The organism is Sphingomonas sp. Leaf257, assembly GCF_001422185.1.
GTDB lineage: Bacteria > Pseudomonadota > Alphaproteobacteria > Sphingomonadales > Sphingomonadaceae > Sphingomonas > Sphingomonas yabuuchiae.
This window is the reverse complement of record NZ_LMMH01000036.1, coordinates 175,506-199,228: the sequence shown is the minus strand read 5'-3', so window position 1 is coordinate 199,228 and position 23,723 is coordinate 175,506. Positions and strand designations below refer to the sequence as shown.

The window sequence follows — 23,723 nt, the reverse complement described above, 5'->3', positions numbered from 1 at the left end:
TATTGCTGCCTTTTTAGGCGGACAGCGATTCCAAGGCGGAGACGCTGCTCGGAAGCTGGTGTAATTCTGGTGTAATTGCGCCCTCAAAGGAATTGTCGATAGCCGACATGGCGGCGTCGATATGCGTTCCATGAATGTGAACGTAGCGCAGCACCATCGCTAACGTCTTGTGCCCGCTGATCCGTTGGATTGTCGGTATATCCACGCCAGCCTTAACAAGCCGGGTTATGGCGGTATGCCGCATAACGTGTGGAGTAACCTTCTCGGGCGACAGGCCAGCACGGATCACCGCCCGCAAGAATGCTTTTGCCATATTGGCCCTGTGGGGCTGCTTGGCACGCGCACTATGACTAGGGAATAGCCAAGTCGCATCCTTACCATCAGTGTCTTGCTGCCGCTTTATCATGGCAACCAAGGCAGGGGTAATAGGCTGCTCGCGTTCACCCGCTTTAGCCTTTGGTATGAAAATACGACGGGCTTCAAAATCGATATGATCGTAGCGCACCGACAGGATTTCGCTGTGTCGCATAGCGGTGTTCAGCCCGAATGCGACAAACAGCCAAAGTCGATCATCCCGGTCCGCAATAGCAGCCTTCATTAGGGCTTGGGCGTCCTGCTCGGAAAGGATAACAATCGGCTTTCTAGGCTCCTGCCCCTTTTCAATGTCAGGGATGTTCTCGGGCTTAATCCACCCCCATTTAGCCATACGCCGCAGGAGGTGAGAGAGGGTCGCTAGCTCCCGGTTGACGGTTGCTTGCTTCAACCCTGTAGCCAAGCGGCTACGCGTATAATCTTGTACCAATGCCGCTGTAATTCGGTCGGCACGATACGAACCGAAGAACGGAACCAATTGCTTGGCGACATGCTGACGCTTGGCCTTCATGTTTTTGCCACCGATTTCGTCCAGCCGTTTGACGTACTCTGGCGCTAGTTCGGCGAAAGTAGCGTGGCTTTTTCTACCCGTCGGCAAATCCAACCGCCCTTCCCTCGCCTTCGTGCGGAACGCTTCAATAGCGCGCACTGCTTGCTCACGGGTGACGCCCTCGCTCTCGCGGCCGATGGTACGATGGATACGCTGTCCGTCGACCATGACGTTGACCTTCCAACGCAAATCGCCGTTCGAAAGACGCTCTACAATCACCCCATGCTCGGACAGCTTATTACCTGCCTGTAAAACTCGGATTGCAGCACGATTCAAAACTGAAAACGTGAGCGCCATAAAATACCTCCCCATTCAATCAGTATCGCCGATAGACGTTCTTCAAATATTCCGCTCGATCAACAAACTCGTAATCCCTGTAATATCTGCGTAAGCATCATTATTACTAAGGGTTTGCGACTCTAGACTGACCGGCTATCCGTCGATTCGCGAATCGACTCGCACGACATTGACTAATACTGGATTTTCAGAATGGAAATGGTCAAAGTGAAGATCACACCGGACGGACGGCTCACCCGACACGACGCCGCTGCATTTCTTGGCCTATCTGTGAAAACGCTTGCGAACCGGAACGGCAGAGGACTGCCGCCGCACTCATTCCGTGTGGGTGGCAAGCGATTCTATTGGCTTAAAGAACTTCAAGCCTTCATAGACGGTCAAGATTTAGAGCCGAAGCTGGCAGGCTTGTGACAAGCCAGTATTGGCTTAGCTCTTGGACTTGTGAGGTTCGCGGTTTTTAACCGCGATCCCACGCCAACACCCTTTCCAACCAACCCAAAATGTCTCCCACAACCCTAATCGGCACAGCCACCTAATTTTAGTAAGTTTAAATTTAGAGATAGCTTAACTAGATCTAAGAGAAATTAAGATCGTTTTATCTCATTCCCCTAAACATGGCTAAATTTACTTAAACAAATCCGGGTCAAGGGGTTGATGCGTGCCCCGATGGCACGCCAATTGGCGTCGCGTGGAGGCAAAACTGAGAAATGTACAGCAATCCCTCTAATTTATATTGGGGAATCGATGTACATTATCTCTATGATGAAAACACAAGGCTAAATATGTCTTCTGTCATCAATGAGACCAATCGACTAACCGGTGATGCTATTGGTAACACCGTCAGTAAGCTTAATGGTTATGGAATTAAGCTATCTTTAGAGCAATATGAATCATTGAACATTATTGCAGAGCTTCTTCATTCAGGCCTTAATGGCGATCTTAAGCCATCATATTACCTATCTTCTCTTCCTCCGGGTTCAGGAAAGACCGAATCCATTTCTGGTTTTATCAAGGCATGGAAATCGAATGGGTTTAAACCGGAAGGAGGCATTCTGATTTGCCTTCAATCAAAGGATCAGATTGCATCACTAGTAAAGCGCTTAGAGTTAGATGAATCTGACTTTTCAGTTTTAACCAAGGACGATATCCTAAACGATCTTGGTTCCGGGTCTAACAAAATTGATATCGTTCCGGTTTTGATAACCACCCAGCAAATGATTGGAAGCCGGTTGAAGGATCGCACTTTTACCGCAGCTTCTGATTTTTATTACCTAGGAAAACCACGTTCATTGCGGTTGTGGGATGAGACATTCGCACTTGCTCAACCGGTAAGGTTAGAGATTACCTCTCTATACTCGCTTGCGGATAAGGTGGTGCTGTTAGATCGCAGTTTTTCAGAAGCCCTTACTGCATTTTCTAGCGGACTTATGAACGACATGGTTGGTAAATTTGTCACGCTTCCGCTAGATTTGGGAAGGTATGCCAAGCACATGCTTGCCATTAACCAAGCCAATCAAAGCCGAGGGCAGCCGGGACTTGCAATGCGATATGTTCGGACTTTGGAGGCGCTAGCTACCGGTGGAGGCCGCTCGCTGCTCTTGGGTAGCTATGGCGGGCTTGGTGGCGGGCTGACGCTCGTAGGGGCTAGCAGACCCCTTCCCGATGATTTCGCTCCGGCTATCATTTTCGATGCCTCTGGAAGCGTTCGGGGCACCTATGAACTCATGGAGAAAGCGAAGGGCAACCTCATTCGCCTACCTTCACCGGCATTTAGCTATCGCAACATGGATTTGCGCGTTTGGTGGACCAGTTGCGGAAAGGATACGATCCGTGATCCTCATGCGAGCCGCCCCATTTTTAAGGCCATTGCGGAAGCGATAGAAACTAAGCCGGATGACGAGTGGCTCATTATCGGTGATAAGGCGAAGCCTAACGGACTAGACGTTTTTCATGAGGTCAAAGAATCGCTACCGATCGGGCGAACCTGTAAGCTTCACTACATTCATTGGGGCATTCATGCTGCAACCAACGAATATTCTCATATTCGTAACGTCATCGTCTTGGGTTCGCATCTGTATAGCAATGCAGATTATGATGCCTTGGCAATTGCAGCTAAGGGAGGCGATCCTTCATCGGTGGAAGATGAGGAACGAGCATATTTGAAGGTCAGCGAAGCGCAGCATAACCTATTGCAGGGGATTATGCGTTCCAATGCACGCAATGCGGTAAGTGGCGTATGCGGCGAGTGCACGGTCTATGTCATTGCCTCGCCGGTCATATCCGCAGAAGCTTTCCGCAAGACGTTTCCAGGTGCGCAAATCACCAAATGGAAAGAGCGGATCAACAACCTTTCGGAGGAAGCGAAACTTCTGCTGGAATATGTCGCCAATCATTTAAAATCAGCAAGCTTCATCAAAAAGGGGCAAGCCTGTAGAGCCGTGGGCATTAACCCCAGATCGCTTTCGGGGATGCTGAATAAACCCAGCGTCATGAATGCCTTTAAATTGCGTGGCATTAAGTGGGATTACAATAATTTCCGCGTTAACAATGCGTAGAAAACTAAGTGTGAGGTTAAGATTCTACGTTATAAACAATCGATAGGCTTGGGTAAGAGGCATTCCAGAATCTAGTTAGACATAGCCCCATAATAACTATAACAGTATTCCTACTAGCATCTTCATCAAGAAGTGCGCTCTGCCATGCAATCTTCGGGCTAGTCGACTGCCATAAGCTGCGATGGAAACGGCACAGCCAGCCCCAAGGCATCCTCAACAGGTGCGGTTAGCCAGCGCTCATAGTCATTATCATCGACTATAACGGGCATGGCCTTGGGGTGGACGGCCCCAACAACATGGGTAGCGGGATCACCATCATAGCTGGCGGTTAGGAAGGCATAGGCAGCATCGTCGCCCACTGGTCGCCATATGCCAGCAAAAGCAAAGATGGGGCGGGACGGTATGCTAAACCAATGGGGCTTCTTCTTGCCCGTTATCGGGTCAGGCTCGACGCTCCATTCCTGAAAGCTGGTCACGGGGACAAGGCAACGGCGTTCGGGGTTAGCCAATGCTGACCGCCAAAAGGCGCTGTGATAGTTGCGGACGTTAACTACGGCATTGCGCACCCCCGGCGGCGGCGGAAACCCCCAACGCATTGTCCGTAGCCGCCTTGTCGCCGCCGACTGCGTCACGACCAGCCCAGGACGACCCGGCGACACGTAATCCTTCTCTAAGGCCCCGCCAGAGGCATCTATGGCATCAAAGACCGCTCCAATGTCGCGGGCAGAGGCTTTAAGATTGTAGAGGTTGCACATCGGGTTAGCTTGCCATGGCGTGCCGGGACAGCCAATGTTCAAAGTCTACGCCCGGTCACCTCAATTGGGTAAAACGTGATTTTGGGTGGCCAACTTGCATGATTGGAAATCAACGTGATCGGAGCCAGCCTTGCCTTATTGCTCCTAGCGCAAAGCGATCCAAACCCAGCTACTCAAAGTGCCCAAGCTAGCATCGTGTACAATCGAGCTTGGATTAATGACAACGACGAACCTTGGATTGACGCACCCATAGACCGTAGCGTGAGCGCGAATACGTTAAGGCTTATCCCGAAGATCAACGGCTCTTACCAGATGATTGATTTGGAATGTAGGGGGGTAAAGCAGGATGGAAGCCTATTCCGTTGCCAAACCCACACATCGCCGATCAATCCTTTAATGTCTAGTTTGGCGATGAAAATCAGCCATGACATCAGGTTAGAAAGATCGTTCGCACAATCCCATCAGCACGACTTGAACGTCATTAGCATTCAAATAAGGGTATCGAATTCGGATACTGTAGTCACGTCAGGGCCATGTTGGCCACCAAGGTGCTCCTCCATTCCGCTACCCCCTCCACCTCCACCAAAGTCACCATATTAGTTTTCTCTGATTAGGACGTGGTTTGGATTTCCAATGGAGCATTATGACCGATACCGCGACACCAACCGCTTCCATGTTGATTCATCAGGATAAGGCGGCTGGTCATCGCCTGGACGGTCACGGGTTATCCGCCAGCGTATTGCCCCTCTATTTGCCGTTTTAGGGCAGCTAGAGCATCGAAAGCGTTTGGCGGCATCCGTTAACCATCATCCCAGCGGCGCTTCTCAAAAAGCCACCACAGGGCAACGGCATCGAACCGTTTGACTCGGTTACACCGCAAACACGTAACCTCAATCGTCCGCCGATGAAGGGCGCAATGCTCTAGGTTCCGAAGTTTCCGGTTTAGGTGGTCGTATTCGTCGTCGTTCAGCACACCAGCTTACAGGACGGCGGTTAGCTGCAACTGCACCCCGGCATCGGACAATACCGCCCTTGCCCGCTGTGCCGCCCCTACCGCCTGTCGATAGTGGATCGTGCCGTACCGCTCGGCATCCTCGAACGGCAGCGGACTCCATTCGTCCGAAGGGTAAACTTCGTTGTAAATCGCCTCTGCGGCTGCCCTTAGCTGGGTATCGTGCTGCATGACCAATGCTCCGTTGTTCCAAACAGAATAGAACAAATGGGGAACGATTCGCAACGGGGTAGCGAGATCGAGCGTCAAACAGCCGATAAAGGGGGCGCTCGAAATCAACGTGGTCGCAACCTTACGCTAACAATATGATTACAAGGTCATAGCGAAGGAGCGATCATGGCGGACGAAGCCGTAAACGTGAATGCCGTAGAGTTGGCAACGGACCTGACTATCGCGTGGTTGGGCAACCCGAACACCCGTACCCCTGCCGATGAGGTTCCGGCTTTCCTGGGCAAGATGCACGAAACGGTTTCAGCATTGCTCGGCGGCGGCGGCACCCAAGCCACCGAACAAGTGGCTCCTACCGAATATACCCCGGCCGTATCGGTTCGAAAGTCGCTGGCGTCCAAAGATCACATCATTTCGATGATCGACGGCAAGCCCTACAAGACGCTACGCCGACACCTAGCGACCAACGGCCTGACGCCGGAGGAATATCGGGATCGCTATGGCCTCAAAGCTGATTATCCGATGGTGTCCGAAACCTATTCGGAAAGCCGCCGCGCCATGGCGAAGAAGATTGGTCTTGGTCGTAAGCCCGGTCAGAGTCCGAAGGCAGCGCAATCCGCTAAGGCAGACGCGAAGCCCGCTCGTAAGGGCAAGCCAATATCGGATGCTAAGGCTGCTGCCCAAGCGCATCTGGGTACATCGGGGGAATAACGAAAATGGGGCGGGAGTGACCCGCCCCTATCATTCCAAGTCAACGCATATGGTAGCGTCGATCCTGCCGATCATCGACGCCCTGTACGCTAATGGTATCCACCTCGCTATGATCGGCACGCGGGTCAGGCTGCCCATCTTCGCTAGCTTCGGCATCGATACGATCTACTTCGTCACGATAAGCTTGCCATACGGACCGCCGATCCGAACCCGACTGGCCACCTTGCCCCGTGCGGACTACATCGAAAGCGTGAAGCACTACACCGGAGAGAAAAAGTGCAGCACCGCATATAACCATCGTCAATTGCTGCTGCTGCAAGGCGAGGTTGACGACCCTGCCCCCGAACACTCCTCCCGATACGGAGGTATCAAATACAAAGGTGGCATAGGCGACCAGCAACGCCCCTCCAAGCCACATGATAATACCCAAGGCACGCATAGCCCGTCCCCCAAAAACATTATCAGCGCATGGCGTAGTCAGACACCATCTTAGCCTTTGCGTCCTTCACATTGGCATCGAACCGTTCGATGTGATAATCCTGATTGGGATTCCTCTCCATGCTAAGCATATACAAGGCTCGAAGGGTTTTGATTTTATCAACACACGCACCATCAATCGCAGCCTTGTAACTATCTACAGATAGCTTCTTGGCTTTTGCCTTCGTGTCGAAATCGGAAAGGCACTGATTGGCACCGTCGAAAAACTGATTCAGACTTGGATTGTCGCCAGGATTAGTGATTTGTGCCGTGCCGGGCACTGACAGGCACGCGGCTACGATAGCCACGACAGACTTCCGCATATGGTTATCCCACGTTCGACCGCTCCGGCCCGACAGTCGGGACGGTTAGCCGCGCGCGAACGTAGGAACACGCGCCCTGCGTATTCCCCGAAGGTGTTTTATTCAGCAGGCCGCCCGACCTGTCTGGTCGAGTGCCTACGTTCGCCGCACGGATGCGGGCCGGTCCTCACGGCTAAGATCGGACTGGCATATGCTTCGTATGCGCAGTCGCTACGGGTGTCTAGCAGCTACTATGCCGCTCGCTTTTCCACCCGCTGGATAGCGGCACGGGAAACACCGTATTTGGTCGCCAACACGCCCAAGGAAGCCCCGCTCTTGCGTTCAGCTAGGATATCAGCCTGTTCGGCGGCGGTGAGACTCTGCGGCCTTCCAAGGGTCTTACCTTGGGCTTTTGCTCGACTAAGCCCCGCCTGTGTTCGCTCAATGAGTAGATCGCGCTCGAACTCGGCGACAGCGGCAATCACCTGCATTGTCATGCGACCGGCGGGGGACGTTAGGTCAACACCGCCAAGGGCAAGGCAATGAACACGGATGCCTTCGCCCGCCAAGCGGTCAACGGTCGCTCGAACATCCATGGCATTTCTGCCTAGACGGTCCAGCTTTGTGACGAGCAACACGTCCCCCGCTTCTATTCGGTCGAGCAGCTTGGAGAAGCCCTTGCGCTCCATAGCGGGGACAGAGCCTGACACAGTTTCAACCACGATCCGGCGGGGTTCGACCTTGAAGCCCGCGCCTTCAATCTCCTGAACCTGATTGTCGGTTGATTGGTCAAACTTGGAAACGCGACAGTAAAAAAAAAAGGGCGGTTGGCGGTGTGGAGCGGCGGGCTATACCTTGCGCGGTTGACTTTTACCGATCGACAGCAACGAAGTGCGCAGCATTTCAGGAGCACGGGCATGGAAAAAGACGAACACGCCTACACAGGCCCAAGCGATGACATGATGCCGCGCTCTGAATACATCGCTCACCGAGCGGCGCTAAAGGCCATGCTGCGGATTGCGACAGCTATATCGTTCAATGCCGGAGGTCGCCCTTCGGAAACTGGTCGCCAGTATTGGTCGTCAGTGCTTTTTACCAAGCTGGTCGTATCCTCAATCACCCTTCACAGCATATGCCCCTTCCCCAAGCCTAAGGCCCATTGGGACCTTGCGTCTGTTTCGGGCATCGTAAGAAGCAATGTAGAGCTTTGGCTTTTCTTCCATTGGCTTTGCGTTGAGACAGGTGACGATGACGAATGGTTTTTCCGTATTCGTCTGTTTTGGCTAATGGATAACCGCGCAAGATATAGGTTAGTGACCGACGGTGGTGGTGACCCTAACGATGCGGAGTTCGCAAACCGCCAAAGTGAGATAATCGCCGAACTCAATAATAGTTCAATATTCAATAATCTTTCCGAAAAAAGGAAAGCTGAACTATCGCGCGGCGATAAGCTTCCGTTTATACAGGATGATGTTTTAGAAAGTCTTAGTGTCAATCGTGCGGCCTTTCGCATGACATACCGCCACATGAGTTCATTCGTCCATACTGGTCCTGTATCTGTGTTCCGAATGGCCGAACATAAACGGGGTAACGGCAACGAAAATCCATATGATCGGGCCTACATGGGCTACGGACTGCTACTAGCGACGCAAGTGTTGGCAGCTTGCTCTGATGAAATGATGAAGCTTCATCCGCAGGCTGGGATTGCAACGATAGAGAAGCTAGGTGCTGATGTGATTACTACCTTAGGTGAGTATCGCAACGTTTTCACTTAGTAATTCGGAGTGTTGAATTTACTCAACTCGATCAACGCGACTCCAAAGTCATCGTTATCGTCGTGAAGATTTTCTGTGATGCGTGTTGAAACCGGCCCGTCCCTACCGGTTTCGCCCGACTACCTGCTTTCAACGGGTAGCTGGATTCGGCGCTGGTGTGTGAACTGCCTAACAGTCATGGTATCGAACGGTGCGCCAAGTCTAGTATACCTCACGTCGCCGCTTCGCATCAAGCTCGTCAGCAATTTTACCCCCTGACCACGTCGTAAACCAATATGTTGTGAGAGACGTAAGAGAGCCAAATTGATCATCGCTTAAACCGTATACGGCCGCGATACGCTTTTTGGCGATGTCGTCGACAAACGGGCATGAAATAATGTCTAGGGACATCATAAAGACCTCTGCGTCACGATGCCTATAATGTTTACGTGCTTCGATATGTGACACAGCCTCTTCAATTAAAAAGTTTCGCAAGCCGTTGTATCTTACCTTGTTTTTTAGGTACAAAAGAAGCACGGTAATAGTAAAATATCCTATGCGATACTCAGATTTATAGATACCATCTTCCGACTTCTTTATTTTCAAATGCGAAAGTAAGGAATTTTCATCAAGACAATACTCTTTGCCAATTTCGCCAAGTGCAACTAGAAGATATAGATTTTCTATTTCCTTAAAATCAAGAACCTGATTTTTCTTTAGTTGGTGAACTGCGTTTTCATGAACGTACTTAAAAAACCTGTGCCTGTGCTCAATAGATACAGGAATATTTCTCATAGACTTTGTAATGATAGATACAATGCGCGCAACCCTAATGGAGATATTGACTCTCGGCGCGGAGGCATAAACAAAAAATGCAAATTCAATCATTTCGATCAGGGCGCGAGTTAAAGCCAATTCCGACCTGTTGTCTGCACTAGACGCGACATAGGCGGTAAGTATTTTGTCTATCTTCTTTTCTATCAAAGCAAAGGTGTAGTTTCCTACTTCAATATAAGTCACATTCGATATTTTCAAAATCGTCTTGTATGCAGTTATGAGTGACTTGCTATCAACTCTGCATGTAAAATTCTCAATAGCGGGGCCGTCGTCGCTTCGTACTGTAGCATCGAAATTGCGATTTTGTGAGCCGGGTGTCACAACAATAGAGCTATTAAATAAGTCGGATATTGAATTTTTAGCGACTGTTATCTCGGTTATAATTGGCTTATTGTAAATCTTCGTCTTGTCTGGATTGATTGCAAGTTTGACGTCAACAAGCAAATGACGAAGCTGCTCAACAATTATATCCAAATCTGCGGATTTGTTGTAAAAAATATAGTAGTCATCCACATATCTATATATTTCATAATCTACTCGATGATAAATATTTTTCTTTCTAAGAACTATTTCTAATTTTTGGTCTACGGATTGCAGGATAAGTTCGGCAAATATGCGTGAGAACTCGGGACCTATAACAATACCATTGGTCTCATTTTGATTTAGCGAGCGCATAAGCGCGTCAAATCTACCGCTAAATGTAGAATTAGAGGTGGTGATGCCGTCTTTGACCGCCTGATTGCCATGGATAGCCCAAGCCAAAGAGTGGGTGTATATACTATCAAAACACTTGCTTATATCAGATTTGGCCATGGCATCGTAACGCTTTTCAGCGCGGTGATACTGAAAAGATTCAAAAAACTTGAATATGTTACTATAAGTTTCATAGCAAAAGTATGAACCTAACTGGTCATACTCCTTGTTGCGTTCTTCTACTTGCCCATTTTGAGCCGCAAGTAGGCGGTCGTGCATCCTGTCTTTAAAGTTCGAATATCGAGCCACGGCCGTAGGTTTTCGAATAGAGTATGGGCTTCGATTGGCATAATACGTTATGATGGAGGAGTGTTCGTTGTAGAACTCCGCGACTGCTAACTGATTTAATGGATGAGGTACTGTAAGTCTTCTAGATTCCTTTTCTTTATGACAAATCTCAAACTGGAAAGGAATGGTTACCATGTGGGTTTCCATTCTCAACGAGCGTATTTGCTTTTGCTTGCCGAACTCGTTGTGGCTGCTAATAGAAATACGTTCTGTTTCAGCAACGCCAGTCAACATTCTGATGAAAATATCGAGGCTATCATCGGGTGAAGTCCATCTTATGACGCCAGAATCAAGCCTAACGTCATACTTTATAAGTAGTTTGCATAAATGACGGTTGCTAAAGGATGCTGGAACTTCAAAAGGCAGTGTATCTGACAAGATCGGCCGCTGAACCCTATTGGAAAGGCGTTTCCCCTTACGACTCATAGCGCCACGCCTTTACAATATTAGAGAATTCCATTGTATTGTATCGATAAAACGGCTTTTGCTCAAAGCCTCTGCGAAAGGAGTAGGCTAGTATGCGGTCTTGCAGGCTGGCGCTACATATTGATTGGACCTTATGACGGAGATAGGCGTCTAATCCATTCAGTTTTCCAAGTTTTGTTAGTTCGGAGTTATTATAGTATATTCCTGTAAACGCGAACCCTTTGTTGTTGACCAGTCTCGTGTTGCCAGTGAGGTATTTAATTCTCGCAACCAGCAGGCGTTCTGCCTTACGCTGGTTTATAGGCGTAGTTCTACTGTATGATTGAAAACATCGATCTATCCGCATCCGATAACGGTCCATTTTTTTATTAGACATTTCCAATTCGCAGCAGCCGCCTGCCCAGGTGAATTCATATCCAAGATATTCAAAATGGAATGACGACGATTGTGGTGCAGGTCCGCATTTTGTCTTTTGTTCATTTATCGATAACCCGCGAGCCTCAATTTCCGATTTCATAAGGGAAAGATAAGTCGAATTGTCGGTCATCGCTGTCGGTGAGAAAATGGCCAATATGTCGTCAACGTAGCGCGCGTAGAACGTAAGGCCCTCAATCTGTTTTATACGGCTGTCGACGCCTCGCATGTACAGTTCTGATAGATAGGCGCTTATTCCTACACCCCGAGGAATCCCTTTCCTATTACCCGAGAGTTCGCCGTAGCACTTTAATATCGATTTTATATGATGCTTTGAGGTGAGGCTTAGTAACTGGTCTTTATCAATATCAAATATAAGCTCTTGCCTATCAATGCTTTCATAAAAAGAAGTGATATCTGTGCGAACAACGTATAGATTAAAGTCGGTCGATAAGACGTCTTTAACCTGCCTCACAATGGCACGACGGTCACCTGGTTTAAGATGGTAAAGTCGGGATAGATTTCTCTGCAACTGCTTGCTTATGAAATATGTGGCGGACTCATCCGCTATTGGAAAAAGAGGCATCTCATTTGGGCCGGTTGCCGTTTCTAGAGAAACCCGAAATCCTCTCGACGTTGCCAAGGCGGCAATCTGTTCAATTTCAAATGCTAACCGTGTCTCGCGGGTCTCTCTTGCATCCCGAAGGTCGTCATAGAGCGGTTGTAGCACTCGCTGTAGCTCTTCATCGCTGACGTGTTGATGGTTGCGACGGCAATCTCGAATTCGCGCGGTCGCAGCAGTTATCCTGGCGCTCGCATCGGTAAGAGTGGGAAAGTACCGCTGATCCAGATTTCTGCCCCGGCGGTTCTCTTCGTCATATATTCTACGAAAATTCGTTGAAGAGAATGTTTGGTCTAGCATCCCGTGCCATCGCTCCTAAGTCACGGAATCGATTATCAAGGGAATGCGAGAAAACGCAATCAGTCAGTATGTTGGCTGCTATGTGGGTTGGGGGATCGGGGCATGCCAAAATAGCATGAAAAAGCAACATGTCGTACCACGGCGCTGGCGGAAGAGGTGGGTGCCAAACCTTTGGAAGGGTGGGACGTCCTAGTTTGCCATATCCGTTCTATATCGACTTCCTGCCGTTTGCCGTCAGGCCGTGTGTAATTTTGGTGTAATCGATCCGGGAAAATGGGGGTAAAAGCGGGTATTCCCGGCCCCCCCCATTCACCACAGAAGAGCGCTAAGAGCATGTATCTAGGTCGAAAAGGGCACTTAAGGGCATGTGCCCGGCATCGACTTAAAATCGGCTTCCTATGGAGTGCGGGTTCGAGTCCCGCCGTCCGCACCATCGGGTTGGCGGCCGCGCTGATGGCGACGACCGCCTGCGAGCGCCATGCCGATCATGGGGCGGTGGTCGTCAGCACCGTCCAATCCACCAACCCTTCCGCCCGGTCCGGCGGAGGACTGCTCCCCGCCGATGACGACACGTCGCGCCGCGTGCTGCGCGATGCGCTGGCGCAGGGGTTGGTGCGTTTCGACGCCAATGGCCAGATCGAGCCGGGGCTGGCCGAACGCTGGATCGTCATCGACGAGGGCGGCAGCTTCATCTTCCGCCTGCGCGAGGCCAAGTGGAATGACGGCTCACCCGTCACCGCCGAGCAGGTCGTGCCGATCCTGCGGCGCCTGGTCTCGCCCCATTCAGGCAACCCGCTGGCCCCCTTCCTGACGGCGATCGACGAGATCGTGGTGATGACGCCGCAGGTCATCGAAATCCGCCTGTCGCGCCCCCGCCCCGACCTTTTGAAGCTGTTCGCCCAGCCCGAAATGGCGATCGTCGACCGGGGGCGTCGGGGCACCGGGCCCTTCCGCATCATCCGGGCGGGGCCGCCCCCGCTGCTACGCCCCATCCCCGATCCCCGTCGTATCGAGCCCGAGGACGATGCCACGCCCGCGCCGGAGGAGGATGTCCGCCTGATCGCCGAGACACCGGCACGCGCCATCCTGCGTTTTGCGGGCGGCCGGTCCGACCTGTTGCTCGGCGGTCGGTTCGAGACATGGCCGCTGCTCGACGCCGTCCGGATCAACCAGGCCGCCATCCGGGTCGATCCGGCGGCCGGTCTTTTCGGGCTGAGTATCGTCCGTCGCGACGGCTTCCTGGCGGACCCGGCCAATCGCCAGGCGCTGTCGGCCGCATTCGACCGGGCTACCATGCTGGCGGCGGTCGCCCCCAATTGGGAAGCCGCCGACCGCCTGCTGCCCGACACGCTCGACTCGGACGCCCCGCCGCAAATTCCCGGCTGGGCGCTACTCAATCTGGACGAGCGGCGCAGCGGGGCGCGGGCTCGGGTCGCCGCCTGGGGTCAGCCGGTGCGGCTGCGCATTGCCTTGCCGCAGGGGCCGGGCGCGAACCTGCTCTATGGCCAGATCGGTGCGACATTGCTGGCGATCGGCATCACGCCCGAACGGGTGGCGCTCGATGATCCGGCCGACCTCCGCCTGATCGATGCGGTCGCCCCCTATGACAGCGCGCGCTGGTATCTCGCGACCGCCTGCGCGCCCTGTGGAGAGGCGGCGATGGCGGCGATCGAGCAGGCACGGCTGGCCCCGACGCTGGCGGAACGCGGATCGGCGATCGCGGCGGCGGATGCGGCGATCAATGCCGACACGCCCTTCATCCCCTTGGCCCGCCCGCTGCGCTGGTCGCTCACCACGCCCCGGTTGCGGCAATTCCAGACCAACAGCCGCGCGTGGCATCCATTGAACCGATTGCGCGCCATCACCAATTGAACGGCATGGCCAACACGTCCCGCATCGACCCCACGGCATTCGACGCTCTGCCGCTCGACAAGAGCATTGCCGCCAGCCGCCAGCGGATCGAGGCGATGGAGCGCCTGTTGGAGCGTGTCGTCGTGCTGCCTGGCCTCAACCGCCCGATCGGGCTCGACGTGATACTAGGTCTGGTCCCGATCGTCGGTGACATCGCCGCCGCGGCACTGGGCAGCTACATCATCTGGGAAGCGCGCAATCTGGGGCTGTCCAAATTCCAGATGGCACGGATGATGGGCAATGTCGGCTTCGACGCGCTGTTGGGCTTCGTGCCGCTGATCGGCGACGCCGCCGATGTGTTGTTCCGGTCGAACACGCGCAACCTGCGGATCATCCGCAAGCATCTGGACAAGCATCACCCCGCCAGCGTGGTGCTGGAGGGGTAAGCGCGGTCAGCGGCTGCCCCGCCAGATCTTCAGCGGCGCGTTGGGCGACAATCCGCCCTGATGCGCCGGACAGCGGGCGGGGCGGAATGCCTTGTTCAGGCAGATCCAGATTTCGTCCAACCAGCCTTCGCGCGTGGCGGTCACGCGCATCATGTCGGCGGTCATCCCCCGATTGGCGGCGGCAAAGGCGGTCGCCAGATCACCTGCGGTCAGGCTATTCCGACGCGACAGCCCGTCCATATTCGGGAAGCGCAGCCCGTAATATAGCGCGTTCGACCGCTGGAAATAGCGGGCCGGGCTATATCCGCTCATGCAGGTGCCGTGCTTGGCCCATTCATGCTGCATCAGTTGCGCCGAGGGGGTGGCGCAGATATGGCGGCGGACGACCGCCTGGGGGATGATCGCGGTCGGGCGGCAATATTGCGGCCAGTCCTTGTCCACGCCATCGGGCCACAGCCCGTGCAGGGTAAAGCCGAAGCGGTTGGCGCCGCCGCACTGGAAGCTGCTATTCCCCTTGGGGTCGCGGCAATATTGCGGACTCCAGGTGATGGCCAGCGTGTAGCCGCCGATCGGCAGCACGCGGGTCGGCTGGTTCTGGCTGGGCAGGTCGGGGCGGATGGATTGGGCCCCGCGCGGTGCGGTGCATTGCAGCGTCTGCGCCGACAGCAGCTGCGGCGCGGCCAACAGCGCCATACCGATGATTACGTGTTTCATGCTTCGCTTACCTCCGCCATCGCGCGATACCAAGCCAGGGCATTGGGCCGCATCAGCATCACGACCGCGACCAGCGACGTCGCCGCCTGCACCGCCGTCAGCACGCCGAACGCACCCTCGGCCAGCGCACCGACCGACACCTGATAGAGAAAACCAAGCAGGTTCAGGATCGTCAGTACGACCAGCAGTCCCAGCCCGACCCGGCTGGCCATGCGAGTGGTCAGCAGCGTGCCGAGCAGGAACAGCCCGATCAGCAGGCCATTGGCGATGATCGCGATCGCCACCCCGGCCTGGGCGACCGTGTCGGCCCAGCCGATGACTGCCAGCACCACCAGCAACAGGATGGCAAACAACGAAAGCCGCTCGCCCAATATCACCGACTTCGGTCGCACGATCTTCCCCTTCCAAGCCCGCCTCAGGCGGCGGCGAAATCCAGTCCGATATCGGCTGCCGGGGCCGATTGGGTCAAGCGACCCACGCTGACATAGGTGACGCCCGATTCCGCAATGGCGCGGATGGTGTCGAGACGCACGCCGCCCGACGCCTCGGTCGGCACCCGGCCCGCGACCAGCGCGACGCCCTCGGCCAGCTGCGCCGGGTTCATATTGTCGAGCAACAAATGGGTCGCTCCCGCCGTCAGCGCCGGTTCGATCTGGTCGAGCGCATCGACCTCGACGATGATCCGCGCAATCCCCGCCTTTCGCGCCGCCGTGACCGCCGGTCCGATGCCGCCCGCGACCGCGACGTGATTGTCCTTGATCATCGCCGCATCCCACAGGCCCATGCGATGATTCTGCGCGCCGCCCATACGGGTGGCGTATTTCTCCAGAAGGCGAAGGCCCGGAATGGTCTTGCGCGTGTCGAGCAGCGTCGCCCCGGTGCCCTGGATCGCCGCGACATAAGCCGCCGTCATCGTCGCGATGCCCGACAGATGCTGGACGGTGTTCAGCGCGGACCGTTCGGCGGTCAGCATCGCGCGGGCCTTGCCGGACAGGCGGAGCAGATCGGTGCCCGCCGGAACGCTGGTGCCATCCTCGACCAGCCGCTCGATGACGACATCGGCGTCGAGGTGGCGGAAGAACGCTTCGGCGATGGGCAACCCGGCGACGGTAATCGCATCGCGGCTGGCCATGGTGCCGATGAACCGCGCCTCCGCCGGGATCACCGCCGCCGAGGTGATGTCGCCGCCGGGCCCCAGATCCTCGGCCAGTGTCGCCTGGACGAAACTGTCGAGGTCGAACCCGTCGATCACGCTTTCCGTCACGAACGCGGGCCCAGATCGCCCTTGCCGACCGTGCCGCTGGCGAGCGTCAGCATCGCGTCCAGGCTCTTCTTGGCCTGAAGCCGCAGCCCTTCCTCGATCTCGACGCGCGGGGTCAGGTCGCGCAGCGCAAGGTACAGCTTCTCCATGGTGTTGAGCGCCATGTAGGGGCAGATATTGCAGTTGCAGTTGCCGTCCGCGCCCGGCGCGCCGATGAAGGTCTTGCCCGGCATCGCCTTTTGCATCTGGTGGATGATGTGCGGCTCTGTCGCGACGATCAGCGTGTCGCTGGTCACGGTCTGTGCGAACTCCAGGATGCCGCGCGTCGAGCCGACATAATCGGCATGGTCCAGGATCACGGCGGGGCATTCGGGGTGCGCGGCGATCGGCGCGTCGGGGTGCTGGGCGCGCAGCTTCAGCAGTTCGGTTTCGCTGAACGCCTCGTGCACGATACAGACGCCCGGCCACAGCAGCATGTCGCGGCCGGTCTTGCGCGCCAGATAGCCGCCCAGATTGCGGTCGGGGCCAAAGATGATCTTCTGCGCGGGGTCGATCTGCGCCAGGATCTGTTCGGCCGAGGAGGACGTCACGATGATGTCGGACAGCGCCTTCACCTCGGTCGAGCAGTTGATATAGGTCAGCGCGATGTGATCCGGGTGCTGCGCCCGGAACTCGGCGAACTGTTCGGGTGGGCAGCTATCCTCCAGGCTGCACCCGGCGGCCATGTCGGGCAGCACGACGATCTTGTCGGGCGACAGGATCTTGGCCGTCTCCGCCATGAAGCGCACGCCGCAAAAGGCGATGACGTCGGCGTCGGTCGCCTGCGCCTTGCGGCTGAGGTCCAGGCTGTCGCCGACGAAATCGGCCAGGTCCTGAATCTCGGGCTTCTGATAATAATGGGCGAGGATGACGGCGTTGCGCTCCTTGCGGAGCCGGTCGATCTCGGCGCGCAGGTCGAGGCCCGTCAGATTCGTCTGGATGGTCATGGCATTCCCCCTAGGCGCATGGGCTCGCGCCGACAATTGGCCACGTCAGCCGCTATTGCCAAGAACCTCTTGCAGGTTGCGCGTCGTGTCCCAGCGTTCGTCACCCGCCGCTTCGTCGGAGAAACGGACCTTGACGCTGCCCTCCACCCCTGCCGCGCGCAGCGGCATGGCGAAGCTGCGCTCGACCGCACGCCGCGTCGCATCGCGGGCCAGCTTCATCGGCGCCGGCGCACGGGCCTGTCGCATCAGCTCGACCTGTCCCGCCGTGCGATTGGCGGCGTCGAGCCGCTGCTCGGCGTCGGTGAAGGTGGTCAGCAGGCCGCCCGATCCATATTCGCGGATCGCCGACAGATCGACCTGCGGCCCGTCGATCTCAACGGGGGGCAGCGTCACCGACAGGACATGGGCATTCGCATCCCAGCGCACATCCTGCTGGCGCAGCTTGCCCAGATCGACCTCGTAACGGACCATGCCCGGCATGATCAGCGTCCGCTCGGTCGAAAAGCCGAGCTGCGACTGGCGCGAGGTCACGACGGCGACGTACCGCGCCGCGAAGGCCGACAGCCGGTTCTGTTCGCGCAGGCCGTCCAGGCTGGCGCGGGCGATGGTGGTCGGATCGGGGGTAAGCCGATCCTCGACATAACGCTGGACACCCCACACCATGATCAGTCCGGCCAGCACCAGCAGGAGCACTACCCCCGCCACCTTGGTCAGGAACAGGCCGACCCCGCCGCGCGGCCGTGACGGCGGCTCCGGCGTGTCGGCAGGCGGCGTCACGCGCTGATCCATGATGCTCCTTCCTCGCGAACCAGCCCGCGATTTCGCAGGTCATAAAGATGCGCCAGCACCGATCGTTCCGCCGCCGGAATCAGTTTGGGGTTCAGGCCGACATACATGCGGGCGGTCATCGCCGCGATCGGCAACCTCTCTTCCGCCGCCAGCAGGCGCAGGATTTGCCCCTCCCGCTGCTTGCGATGGCCCAGCATCCCGCGCACCAGCCGCTGCGGATTCTCGACCGCCTCGCCATGCCCCGGGTAATAGACCCGGTCGTCGCGCTCCATCAATTTTTCCAGGCTGGCCATATAAGCGCTCATGTCGCCATCGGGCGGCGACACGATGCTGGTCGACCAGCCCATGACGTGATCGCCCGAAAACAGCGCCCTGGTCTCGGGCAGCGCAAAGGCGAGATGGTTGGAGGTGTGGCCCGGCGTCGCGATGGCGTTCAGCGTCCAGCCGTCGCCGCACACCCCCTCGCCCTCCGCCAGGACCCGGTCCGGCGCATAGTCGCGGTCGAACGCGGCGTCGGACTGGCCACCCTGATAGTCGGCGGCGAACGGGGCCGCCCCGACGATCGGGGCGCCGGTCAGGTGGGCAAGCGCGCGGCTGGCCGGGCTGTGGTCGCGATGATGATGGGTGATCAGGATCGCCACCACCGGCCGCCCGGCGATCGCGTGGGTCAGTGCGTCCAGATGCGCGGGATCGTCCGGCCCCGGATCGATGACCGCCACGTCGCGGTCGCCCACGACATGACTTTGCGTGCCCGTATAGGTGAAGGGCGACGGATTGGGGGCGAGCACGCGGGTGACCAGCGGCTCAAGCAGGATCGGAATGCCGGTCGGGTGCTCAGCCATTCCCGACCATGTGGGCAAGCGGCGGACAAAGGGCAACCCCTGTCCCCGTCGGACGGGCACAGAGGTCGAGTTGGGGTAAAGTCGTGGTCCGGTCAGTCGCGATCGCGGTTCGCCATGTCGGCCTTCAACTCGGCCGTTGCCTCGTTCAGGCCGTTCAGTGCGTCGCGCCGGGCGTCCTCGGACAGGTTGCGGTCGCGGATGATCGAGGCGCGGGCACTCTCGATGCTGGCGAGCGCGATCTGCATGCTCACCTGCGCCGTGCGCTGGGCATGGACGGCGGCGAGCGAGGCCTGACGAGCATCCCGCTCGATCCGGTCGGTGCAGATGATCGTCACCTGCCGCCGGGTCTTGCCGTCGACCGTCATATAGCTGGTGCGGGTATCGCTGTTGCCGGTACCACAGGCACGCGCCTGAACCATGGGGATCGGGGGCATGGGCACCATCGGGACCATGCCATTGTCGCCGACGAACTTGACCTTATGCCCGTTGCGCAGCGTCACGACGCGGACACGGGGCGCGGCGGGTTCCTGCGGCGCGGCGGGAACCTTGGCGGCCTGGGGAGTCGCAGGTGCAGCGGGAACGGCGGGCACCTCCGGAACCGTCGCAGCGATCGCGACCACGGGTTTTGCAGGGACAGCCGGAGCCACAGGTACGGACGGCGCGGCAGGCGCTTCGGGCGCCTCCGGCGTGGTCTGGACGACGGCGGGCAGGACCGCGACCGTGCTGGTCAGGTCGACGCCCAGCGTCCGCTCGACCTTCTTGGTCAGCGCCGCCGCCGCCGGCGTGCCCGAGGCAGTCGCCCCCAGCCCGGCCAGGACCAGCAGCGACACGGTGGCCCCGCCCATCGCCAGCTGGCGACGCGATTTCGGAGAAGTGGTCAACATCTTCAGCCTCCCTTTCAGGTCATCGATGGTGTGGAGGTGACAGGCGCCCGACAGTGCGCGGCCATGCGCGGCCTTCACGATGGCGCAGGCATAGACATGCCGGTCGGCACGGCTGCGCCCCTTCAGGACGCGAGCGTCGTTGGCCAGCTCCTGATCGGCACGAAAAGCGTGGAAGGCCCGCCACGCCAGCGGGTTGAACCAGTGGAGCGCCAGCACGGCGAGCGCGACCCAGTTGGCGATCAGGTCGCCGCGGGCATGGTGGCCCAGCTCGTGCGCCAGCGCCAGATCGCGCTCATCGGCGTCGTAACGCTCGGCGAAATCGCGCGGGAAAGCGACGTAGCGGTGCCAAATGCCGAAGGCGAGCGGGCCCGGTGCGCCGTCGCTGGCGACCACACGCACGCCCTCCACAGCCTCCAGCGGCTCGGCATCGGCCAGCAACCGCGCGCGGAAGCGCCAGTGGCGAAAGAGCTGGAAGCCCAGGAAACCCGCCGCCCCGATGATCCAGAACAGTGCAACACCCTGCTCCACCCTCTGCCATATGCCGGGCGCATCCACCGTGGCGGGAATCTGCGCGGTCATGGGCAGCACGACAAAGGTCGCGAAGCGCTCGCTCGCGGCGGCCAGCGGCGGGGTCGCCTGCTCGGACAGTCCGCGCGGCAGCGGCGGCAGGAGCAGGCGAAGCAGCGGCAAGACCCAGAGCGCATAGGCGATCTGCGGCCCGAAGGCCTGGCGGACATGGCGGCGGGCCAGCAGGACCAGCGCCATCAGGAGAGTGGATGCGATCATCGCCTCCACCGCCCAGCCGAGTTGCGCGCCGCTCATGCCTTCAGGTCCTTGAGCAGCGCCTCGATCTCGGAAATGTCCTGTGCGGTCAGCTCGTCCCGCTCTGCCAGATGCGCGACCAGCGGGGTCAGGCGACCGCCGAACAGCCGGTCGATCAGGCGGCGGGATTCACCCACGACATAATCGTCGCGCGCGACCAGCGGGCGATACAGATAGCGCCGCCCCTGCTCCTCATGCGCGATGGCGCTCTTGGCAAGCAGGCGGCCGAGCAGCGTCTTGACGGTGTTGGTGCTCCAGCCGCGTTCGGGGTCGACCCGCTCCGCGACATCCTGCGCGGTCAGCGGAGCCTCCTCCCACAGGACCTCCATCACGGCATGTTCGGCATCGCTGATACGCTCGGCCATCGACTCGCCCTCTTATTGACTACAAGCGTAATCCTATTCCGATTACAGGCGTAGTCAATAGGGTCGATCCATTCCTCCCCTGCAAGGGGAGCTGGCAATCCGCAGGACTGACGGAGAGGTATCACGGCCAGCGGGGACACCCCTCCACCACCGCTTCGCGGTGGTCCCCCTTCCCTTGCAGGGGAGGAATAAAAAGGGGGCCGGATCGTAATCCAGCCCCCTTTCCGATCTTACGATCGTCGACCTATCACGCGGTCTTCACGTCCTGGACGAGCTCGGCCAGTTCGCCGCTTTCGTACATCTCCATCATGATGTCCGAACCGCCGACGAATTCGCCCTTCACATAAAGCTGCGGAATGGTGGGCCAGTCCGAATAGGCCTTGATGCCCTGGCGGATGCCCTGGTCCTGGAGCACGTCGACGCTCTCGAACGGCACGTCCAGATGGTTCAGGATCGCCACCGCACGGCTGGAGAAGCCGCATTGCGGAAAGAGCGGCGTGCCCTTCATGAACAGCAGGACGGCATTGTCCTTCACCAGCGCATCGATCCGCGCATTCGTATCGTCGGTCATATCATTCATCCTTGAGGGAATGGGATCAGGCGGCCGGAACCGCCGTGGTCAGTTGCAGCGCATGGAGTTCGCCCCCCATGCGTCCGCCCAGCGCGGCATAGACGGCGCGGGTGCGTGCGACCCGGCTCATGCCCGCAAAGCTGGCGGCTACGACATGCGCGGCATAATGGTCGCCGTCCCCGGCAAGGTCGGTGATCTGGACCTCGGCATCGGGAATGGCGGTACGGATCATCGTGGCGATGTCATCGGCGGCCATCGGCATGGTCAGCGGCTCTCCATCAGCTGGCGACGCGCCTCGACCAGCTGCTCGTCCAGCGCGCGGCGGACCTCGACCTCGTCGACGTCGATTCCGGCGGCGGTCAGGTCGCCCAGCAGCTTGCGGATGACGTCCTCATCGCCCGCTTCCTCGAAATCGGCCTGTACGACCGCCTTGGCATAGGCATCGGTTTCGGCGGGAGTCAGCTTCATCCGCTCGGCCGCCCATTGCGCGACCAGCCGGTTGCGCCGCGCCGTGATGCGGAACATCATGTCCTGATCGGCCACGAACTTGGCCTCGAAGCCCTTCCTGCGATCGTCGAAACTGTCCATCGGTTCGCCATCCCCCAGCCCTGTGGGCCATCCAAACATAACGTCCGAGATAGGGGGCGTCGCGTCCGCGTGCAACCGATGCGCCGATCAGGTGTTGCACGGCGCGCCGAAGGATCGTTGCGCAGGGGAAACAATGGGAACCAGGTCTTGGACGATGCGTAGTGTAATTATAACGAAACGGGATAAACCCCCGGAAAACGGGGATATCACCGGCAACTTAGGAGAGCATCGTGACCCATTCCCACGTCATGCCACCCGACCGCCGCGACAATCCGATGCTGGGCATCATCAACGGCTTGATCGGTTCGCTTGCCCTATGGGCGCTGATCGCCGGGGTCATCGTCGCCGCGTCCTGACGGTTTTGTCAGGACGCCAGCACCAGGCTTCGTCAGGCGGTTCCCACGGTGGCGGCGTCCAGGCGCTGACGACCCGCGATCCAGGGGCGCCCCTCGGCCATCTGCCCTTCAAAGCTGCCGATCGCTTCGTCGCGCGCCAGCGTCAGGCCGACTTCGTCGAGCCCCTTCATCAGGCATTCACGGCGAAACGGATCGAGTTCGAACGCAAAGCGGTCCTGGAACGGGGTGGTGACGGTCATCGTCTCCAGATCGACCGTGATCGGCTGGTCCTTCGCCACCTCGACCAACCGGTCCACGGCGTCCTGCGGCAGGACGACCGGGACGATCCCGTTCTTGAAGGCGTTGCCCGAAAAGATATCGGAAAAGCTCGGCGCGATCACCGCCTGGATGCCCATGTCCGCCAAGGCCCAGGCCGCATGCTCGCGGCTCGACCCACAACCGAAATTGTCGCCAGCGATCAGGATCGGCGCGCCCGCATAGCGCGGATCATCGAAGATATTGTCCGGTTGCGCGCGCACCGTCTCGAACGCGCCGCGCCCCAGCCCGGCGCGGGTGATCGTCTTCAGCCAGTGTGCCGGGATGATGACATCCGTATCGATATTCTTGGCGCCCCATGGATAGGCAGTGCCGGAGACGGTCGTAACCGGGTTCATTC

General features: G+C 57.6%; 26 protein-coding genes and 1 pseudogene. 7 read left to right on the top strand and 20 right to left on the bottom strand.

What is annotated here, in order from left to right; all coding sequences use genetic code 11:
* Positions 1-13: 13 nt before the first annotated feature.
* Positions 14-1,219 (bottom strand): tyrosine-type recombinase/integrase, encoded by a 1,206-nt coding sequence (locus ASF14_RS19805; RefSeq protein WP_056439499.1) that lies wholly within the window; start codon positions 1,217-1,219, stop codon positions 14-16.
* Positions 1,220-1,411: 192 nt separating this feature from the next.
* Here ASF14_RS19805 and ASF14_RS21075 point away from each other — a divergent pair, with 192 nt between their 5' ends.
* Both ASF14_RS21075 and ASF14_RS21750 read left to right on the top strand, forming a co-directional pair.
* Positions 1,412-1,630 carry a helix-turn-helix transcriptional regulator gene (locus tag ASF14_RS21075; protein ID WP_082442370.1) on the top strand — a complete coding sequence of 73 codons (219 nt, stop codon included), beginning with the start codon at positions 1,412-1,414 and terminating at the stop codon, positions 1,628-1,630.
* A 296-nt stretch (positions 1,631-1,926) separates the two neighbouring features.
* Entirely contained in the window at positions 1,927-3,774 is a 1,848-nt protein-coding gene (locus tag ASF14_RS21750) for a hypothetical protein (protein WP_156361333.1), read from the top strand.
* A gap of 158 nt (positions 3,775-3,932) precedes the next feature.
* On the opposite strand, the gene ASF14_RS19800 is transcribed toward ASF14_RS21750, so the two are convergent.
* Positions 3,933-4,529 carry an SOS response-associated peptidase gene (locus ASF14_RS19800; RefSeq protein WP_056439401.1) on the bottom strand — a complete coding sequence of 199 codons (597 nt, stop codon included), beginning with the start codon at positions 4,527-4,529 and terminating at the stop codon, positions 3,933-3,935.
* Between the two features lie 979 nt (positions 4,530-5,508).
* Complete coding sequence (locus ASF14_RS19795) at positions 5,509-5,712, bottom strand: hypothetical protein (RefSeq protein ID WP_056439398.1); 204 nt, start codon at positions 5,710-5,712, stop codon at positions 5,509-5,511.
* A 165-nt stretch (positions 5,713-5,877) separates the two neighbouring features.
* Between ASF14_RS19795 and ASF14_RS19790 the strand changes: the two genes are divergently transcribed.
* Complete coding sequence (locus ASF14_RS19790) at positions 5,878-6,420, top strand: MucR family transcriptional regulator (RefSeq protein ID WP_056439394.1); 543 nt, start codon at positions 5,878-5,880, stop codon at positions 6,418-6,420.
* A gap of 40 nt (positions 6,421-6,460) precedes the next feature.
* On the opposite strand, the gene ASF14_RS21745 is transcribed toward ASF14_RS19790, so the two are convergent.
* The 3 genes and pseudogenes from ASF14_RS21745 to ASF14_RS19780 all read right to left on the bottom strand — a co-directional run.
* Complete coding sequence (locus ASF14_RS21745) at positions 6,461-6,859, bottom strand: hypothetical protein (protein WP_156361332.1); 399 nt, start codon at positions 6,857-6,859, stop codon at positions 6,461-6,463.
* A 22-nt stretch (positions 6,860-6,881) separates the two neighbouring features.
* Entirely contained in the window at positions 6,882-7,205 is a 324-nt protein-coding gene (locus tag ASF14_RS21740; protein ID WP_156361331.1) for a hypothetical protein, read from the bottom strand.
* Positions 7,206-7,450: 245 nt separating this feature from the next.
* Positions 7,451-8,005 (bottom strand): annotated as a pseudogene (locus ASF14_RS19780) (recombinase family protein); the annotation flags it as partial.
* 111 nt (positions 8,006-8,116) lie between these two features.
* Here ASF14_RS19780 and ASF14_RS21735 point away from each other — a divergent pair.
* Complete coding sequence (locus ASF14_RS21735) at positions 8,117-8,974, top strand: hypothetical protein (RefSeq protein WP_156361330.1); 858 nt, start codon at positions 8,117-8,119, stop codon at positions 8,972-8,974.
* Positions 8,975-9,175: 201 nt separating this feature from the next.
* Here ASF14_RS21735 and drt3b read toward each other — a convergent pair whose 3' ends face one another.
* The gene (gene drt3b / locus ASF14_RS21070) at positions 9,176-11,257 is read right to left on the bottom strand and encodes an antiviral reverse transcriptase Drt3b (RefSeq protein ID WP_082442369.1); all 2,082 of its coding nucleotides are present in this window, start codon (positions 11,255-11,257) and stop codon (positions 9,176-9,178) included.
* Complete coding sequence (gene drt3a, locus ASF14_RS21065) at positions 11,247-12,593, bottom strand: antiviral reverse transcriptase Drt3a (RefSeq protein WP_082442368.1); 1,347 nt, start codon at positions 12,591-12,593, stop codon at positions 11,247-11,249. Before drt3a ends, drt3b begins: the two co-directional genes overlap by 11 nt.
* Before the next feature lie 453 nt (positions 12,594-13,046).
* Between drt3a and ASF14_RS19775 the strand changes: the two genes are divergently transcribed.
* Positions 13,047-14,465, top strand: a complete 1,419-nt coding sequence (locus ASF14_RS19775; RefSeq protein WP_056439496.1) for an ABC transporter substrate-binding protein — start codon at positions 13,047-13,049, stop codon at positions 14,463-14,465.
* A 5-nt stretch (positions 14,466-14,470) separates the two neighbouring features.
* A complete protein-coding gene (locus tag ASF14_RS19770; RefSeq protein WP_056439389.1) occupies positions 14,471-14,890 on the top strand; it encodes a DUF4112 domain-containing protein in 420 nt (139 codons plus the stop codon).
* A gap of 6 nt (positions 14,891-14,896) precedes the next feature.
* Here the strand turns inward: ASF14_RS19770 and ASF14_RS19765 are convergent, their stop codons facing one another.
* The 11 genes from ASF14_RS19765 to ASF14_RS19715 form a co-directional block, all read right to left on the bottom strand.
* Complete coding sequence (locus ASF14_RS19765) at positions 14,897-15,604, bottom strand: ribonuclease T2 family protein (protein WP_056439386.1); 708 nt, start codon at positions 15,602-15,604, stop codon at positions 14,897-14,899.
* On the bottom strand, positions 15,601-15,996 hold the full coding sequence (locus tag ASF14_RS19760; RefSeq protein ID WP_156361329.1) for a hypothetical protein: 396 nt from the start codon (positions 15,994-15,996) through the stop codon (positions 15,601-15,603). Before ASF14_RS19760 ends, ASF14_RS19765 begins: the two co-directional genes overlap by 4 nt.
* A 23-nt stretch (positions 15,997-16,019) precedes the next feature.
* Positions 16,020-16,868, bottom strand: coding sequence for a carboxylating nicotinate-nucleotide diphosphorylase (gene nadC, locus ASF14_RS19755; protein WP_056439380.1), 849 nt, complete (start codon positions 16,866-16,868; stop codon positions 16,020-16,022).
* Positions 16,865-17,851, bottom strand: a complete 987-nt coding sequence (gene nadA, locus ASF14_RS19750) for a quinolinate synthase NadA (RefSeq protein ID WP_056439378.1) — start codon at positions 17,849-17,851, stop codon at positions 16,865-16,867. The genes nadC and nadA overlap by 4 nt, the downstream gene beginning before the upstream one ends.
* 45 nt (positions 17,852-17,896) lie before the next feature.
* Positions 17,897-18,640 (bottom strand): DUF4230 domain-containing protein, encoded by a 744-nt coding sequence (locus tag ASF14_RS19745; RefSeq protein ID WP_056439376.1) that lies wholly within the window; start codon positions 18,638-18,640, stop codon positions 17,897-17,899.
* Positions 18,625-19,482, bottom strand: coding sequence for an MBL fold metallo-hydrolase (locus ASF14_RS19740; RefSeq protein WP_056439374.1), 858 nt, complete (start codon positions 19,480-19,482; stop codon positions 18,625-18,627). The genes ASF14_RS19745 and ASF14_RS19740 overlap by 16 nt, the downstream gene beginning before the upstream one ends.
* A gap of 92 nt (positions 19,483-19,574) precedes the next feature.
* A complete protein-coding gene (locus ASF14_RS19735; RefSeq protein WP_056439371.1) occupies positions 19,575-21,188 on the bottom strand; it encodes a M56 family metallopeptidase in 1,614 nt (537 codons plus the stop codon).
* Complete coding sequence (locus ASF14_RS19730; protein ID WP_056439369.1) at positions 21,185-21,553, bottom strand: BlaI/MecI/CopY family transcriptional regulator; 369 nt, start codon at positions 21,551-21,553, stop codon at positions 21,185-21,187. Before ASF14_RS19730 ends, ASF14_RS19735 begins: the two co-directional genes overlap by 4 nt.
* 247 nt (positions 21,554-21,800) lie before the next feature.
* Positions 21,801-22,124 carry a Grx4 family monothiol glutaredoxin gene (gene grxD / locus ASF14_RS19725; RefSeq protein ID WP_056439494.1) on the bottom strand — a complete coding sequence of 108 codons (324 nt, stop codon included), beginning with the start codon at positions 22,122-22,124 and terminating at the stop codon, positions 21,801-21,803.
* 25 nt (positions 22,125-22,149) lie between these two features.
* Positions 22,150-22,386 (bottom strand): BolA/IbaG family iron-sulfur metabolism protein, encoded by a 237-nt coding sequence (locus ASF14_RS19720; RefSeq protein WP_042490079.1) that lies wholly within the window; start codon positions 22,384-22,386, stop codon positions 22,150-22,152.
* Between the two features lie 2 nt (positions 22,387-22,388).
* Positions 22,389-22,712 (bottom strand): DUF1476 domain-containing protein, encoded by a 324-nt coding sequence (locus ASF14_RS19715; RefSeq protein WP_056439368.1) that lies wholly within the window; start codon positions 22,710-22,712, stop codon positions 22,389-22,391.
* Between the two features lie 230 nt (positions 22,713-22,942).
* Between ASF14_RS19715 and ASF14_RS22450 the strand changes: the two genes are divergently transcribed.
* Positions 22,943-23,068, top strand: a complete 126-nt coding sequence (locus tag ASF14_RS22450; protein ID WP_269083258.1) for a hypothetical protein — start codon at positions 22,943-22,945, stop codon at positions 23,066-23,068.
* 32 nt (positions 23,069-23,100) lie between these two features.
* Here the strand turns inward: ASF14_RS22450 and leuD are convergent, their stop codons facing one another.
* A complete protein-coding gene (leuD, locus tag ASF14_RS19710; protein ID WP_056439365.1) occupies positions 23,101-23,721 on the bottom strand; it encodes a 3-isopropylmalate dehydratase small subunit in 621 nt (206 codons plus the stop codon).
* Positions 23,722-23,723 lie beyond the last annotated feature (2 nt).

Excerpts from the sequence above, each read along its gene's own strand:
- ASF14_RS19805 (WP_056439499.1), bottom strand. The coding sequence starts at position 1,219 with ATGGCGCTCACGTTTTCAGTTTTGAATCGTGCTGCAATCCGAGTTTTA.
- ASF14_RS21750 (WP_156361333.1), top strand. The coding sequence starts at position 1,927 with ATGTACAGCAATCCCTCTAATTTATATTGGGGAATCGATGTACATTAT.
- ASF14_RS19770 (WP_056439389.1), top strand. The coding sequence starts at position 14,471 with ATGGCCAACACGTCCCGCATCGACCCCACGGCATTCGACGCTCTGCCG.
- ASF14_RS19735 (WP_056439371.1), bottom strand. The coding sequence starts at position 21,188 with ATGAGCGGCGCGCAACTCGGCTGGGCGGTGGAGGCGATGATCGCATCC.
- ASF14_RS19730 (WP_056439369.1), bottom strand. The coding sequence starts at position 21,553 with ATGGCCGAGCGTATCAGCGATGCCGAACATGCCGTGATGGAGGTCCTG.
- ASF14_RS21735 (WP_156361330.1), top strand. The coding sequence starts at position 8,117 with ATGGAAAAAGACGAACACGCCTACACAGGCCCAAGCGATGACATGATG.
- nadA (WP_056439378.1), bottom strand. The coding sequence starts at position 17,851 with ATGACCATCCAGACGAATCTGACGGGCCTCGACCTGCGCGCCGAGATC.
- ASF14_RS19715 (WP_056439368.1), bottom strand. The coding sequence starts at position 22,712 with ATGGACAGTTTCGACGATCGCAGGAAGGGCTTCGAGGCCAAGTTCGTG.
- ASF14_RS19790 (WP_056439394.1), top strand. The coding sequence starts at position 5,878 with ATGGCGGACGAAGCCGTAAACGTGAATGCCGTAGAGTTGGCAACGGAC.
- ASF14_RS19800 (WP_056439401.1), bottom strand. The coding sequence starts at position 4,529 with ATGTGCAACCTCTACAATCTTAAAGCCTCTGCCCGCGACATTGGAGCG.
- ASF14_RS19795 (WP_056439398.1), bottom strand. The coding sequence starts at position 5,712 with ATGCAGCACGATACCCAGCTAAGGGCAGCCGCAGAGGCGATTTACAAC.
- drt3b (WP_082442369.1), bottom strand. The coding sequence starts at position 11,257 with ATGAGTCGTAAGGGGAAACGCCTTTCCAATAGGGTTCAGCGGCCGATC.
- ASF14_RS19740 (WP_056439374.1), bottom strand. The coding sequence starts at position 19,482 with ATGGCTGAGCACCCGACCGGCATTCCGATCCTGCTTGAGCCGCTGGTC.
- ASF14_RS21745 (WP_156361332.1), bottom strand. The coding sequence starts at position 6,859 with ATGCGTGCCTTGGGTATTATCATGTGGCTTGGAGGGGCGTTGCTGGTC.
- ASF14_RS19775 (WP_056439496.1), top strand. The coding sequence starts at position 13,047 with ATGGCGACGACCGCCTGCGAGCGCCATGCCGATCATGGGGCGGTGGTC.
- ASF14_RS19720 (WP_042490079.1), bottom strand. The coding sequence starts at position 22,386 with ATGCCGATGGCCGCCGATGACATCGCCACGATGATCCGTACCGCCATT.
- ASF14_RS21075 (WP_082442370.1), top strand. The coding sequence starts at position 1,412 with ATGGAAATGGTCAAAGTGAAGATCACACCGGACGGACGGCTCACCCGA.
- drt3a (WP_082442368.1), bottom strand. The coding sequence starts at position 12,593 with ATGCTAGACCAAACATTCTCTTCAACGAATTTTCGTAGAATATATGAC.
- grxD (WP_056439494.1), bottom strand. The coding sequence starts at position 22,124 with ATGACCGACGATACGAATGCGCGGATCGATGCGCTGGTGAAGGACAAT.
- ASF14_RS19765 (WP_056439386.1), bottom strand. The coding sequence starts at position 15,604 with ATGAAACACGTAATCATCGGTATGGCGCTGTTGGCCGCGCCGCAGCTG.
- ASF14_RS19745 (WP_056439376.1), bottom strand. The coding sequence starts at position 18,640 with ATGGATCAGCGCGTGACGCCGCCTGCCGACACGCCGGAGCCGCCGTCA.
- leuD (WP_056439365.1), bottom strand. The coding sequence starts at position 23,721 with ATGAACCCGGTTACGACCGTCTCCGGCACTGCCTATCCATGGGGCGCC.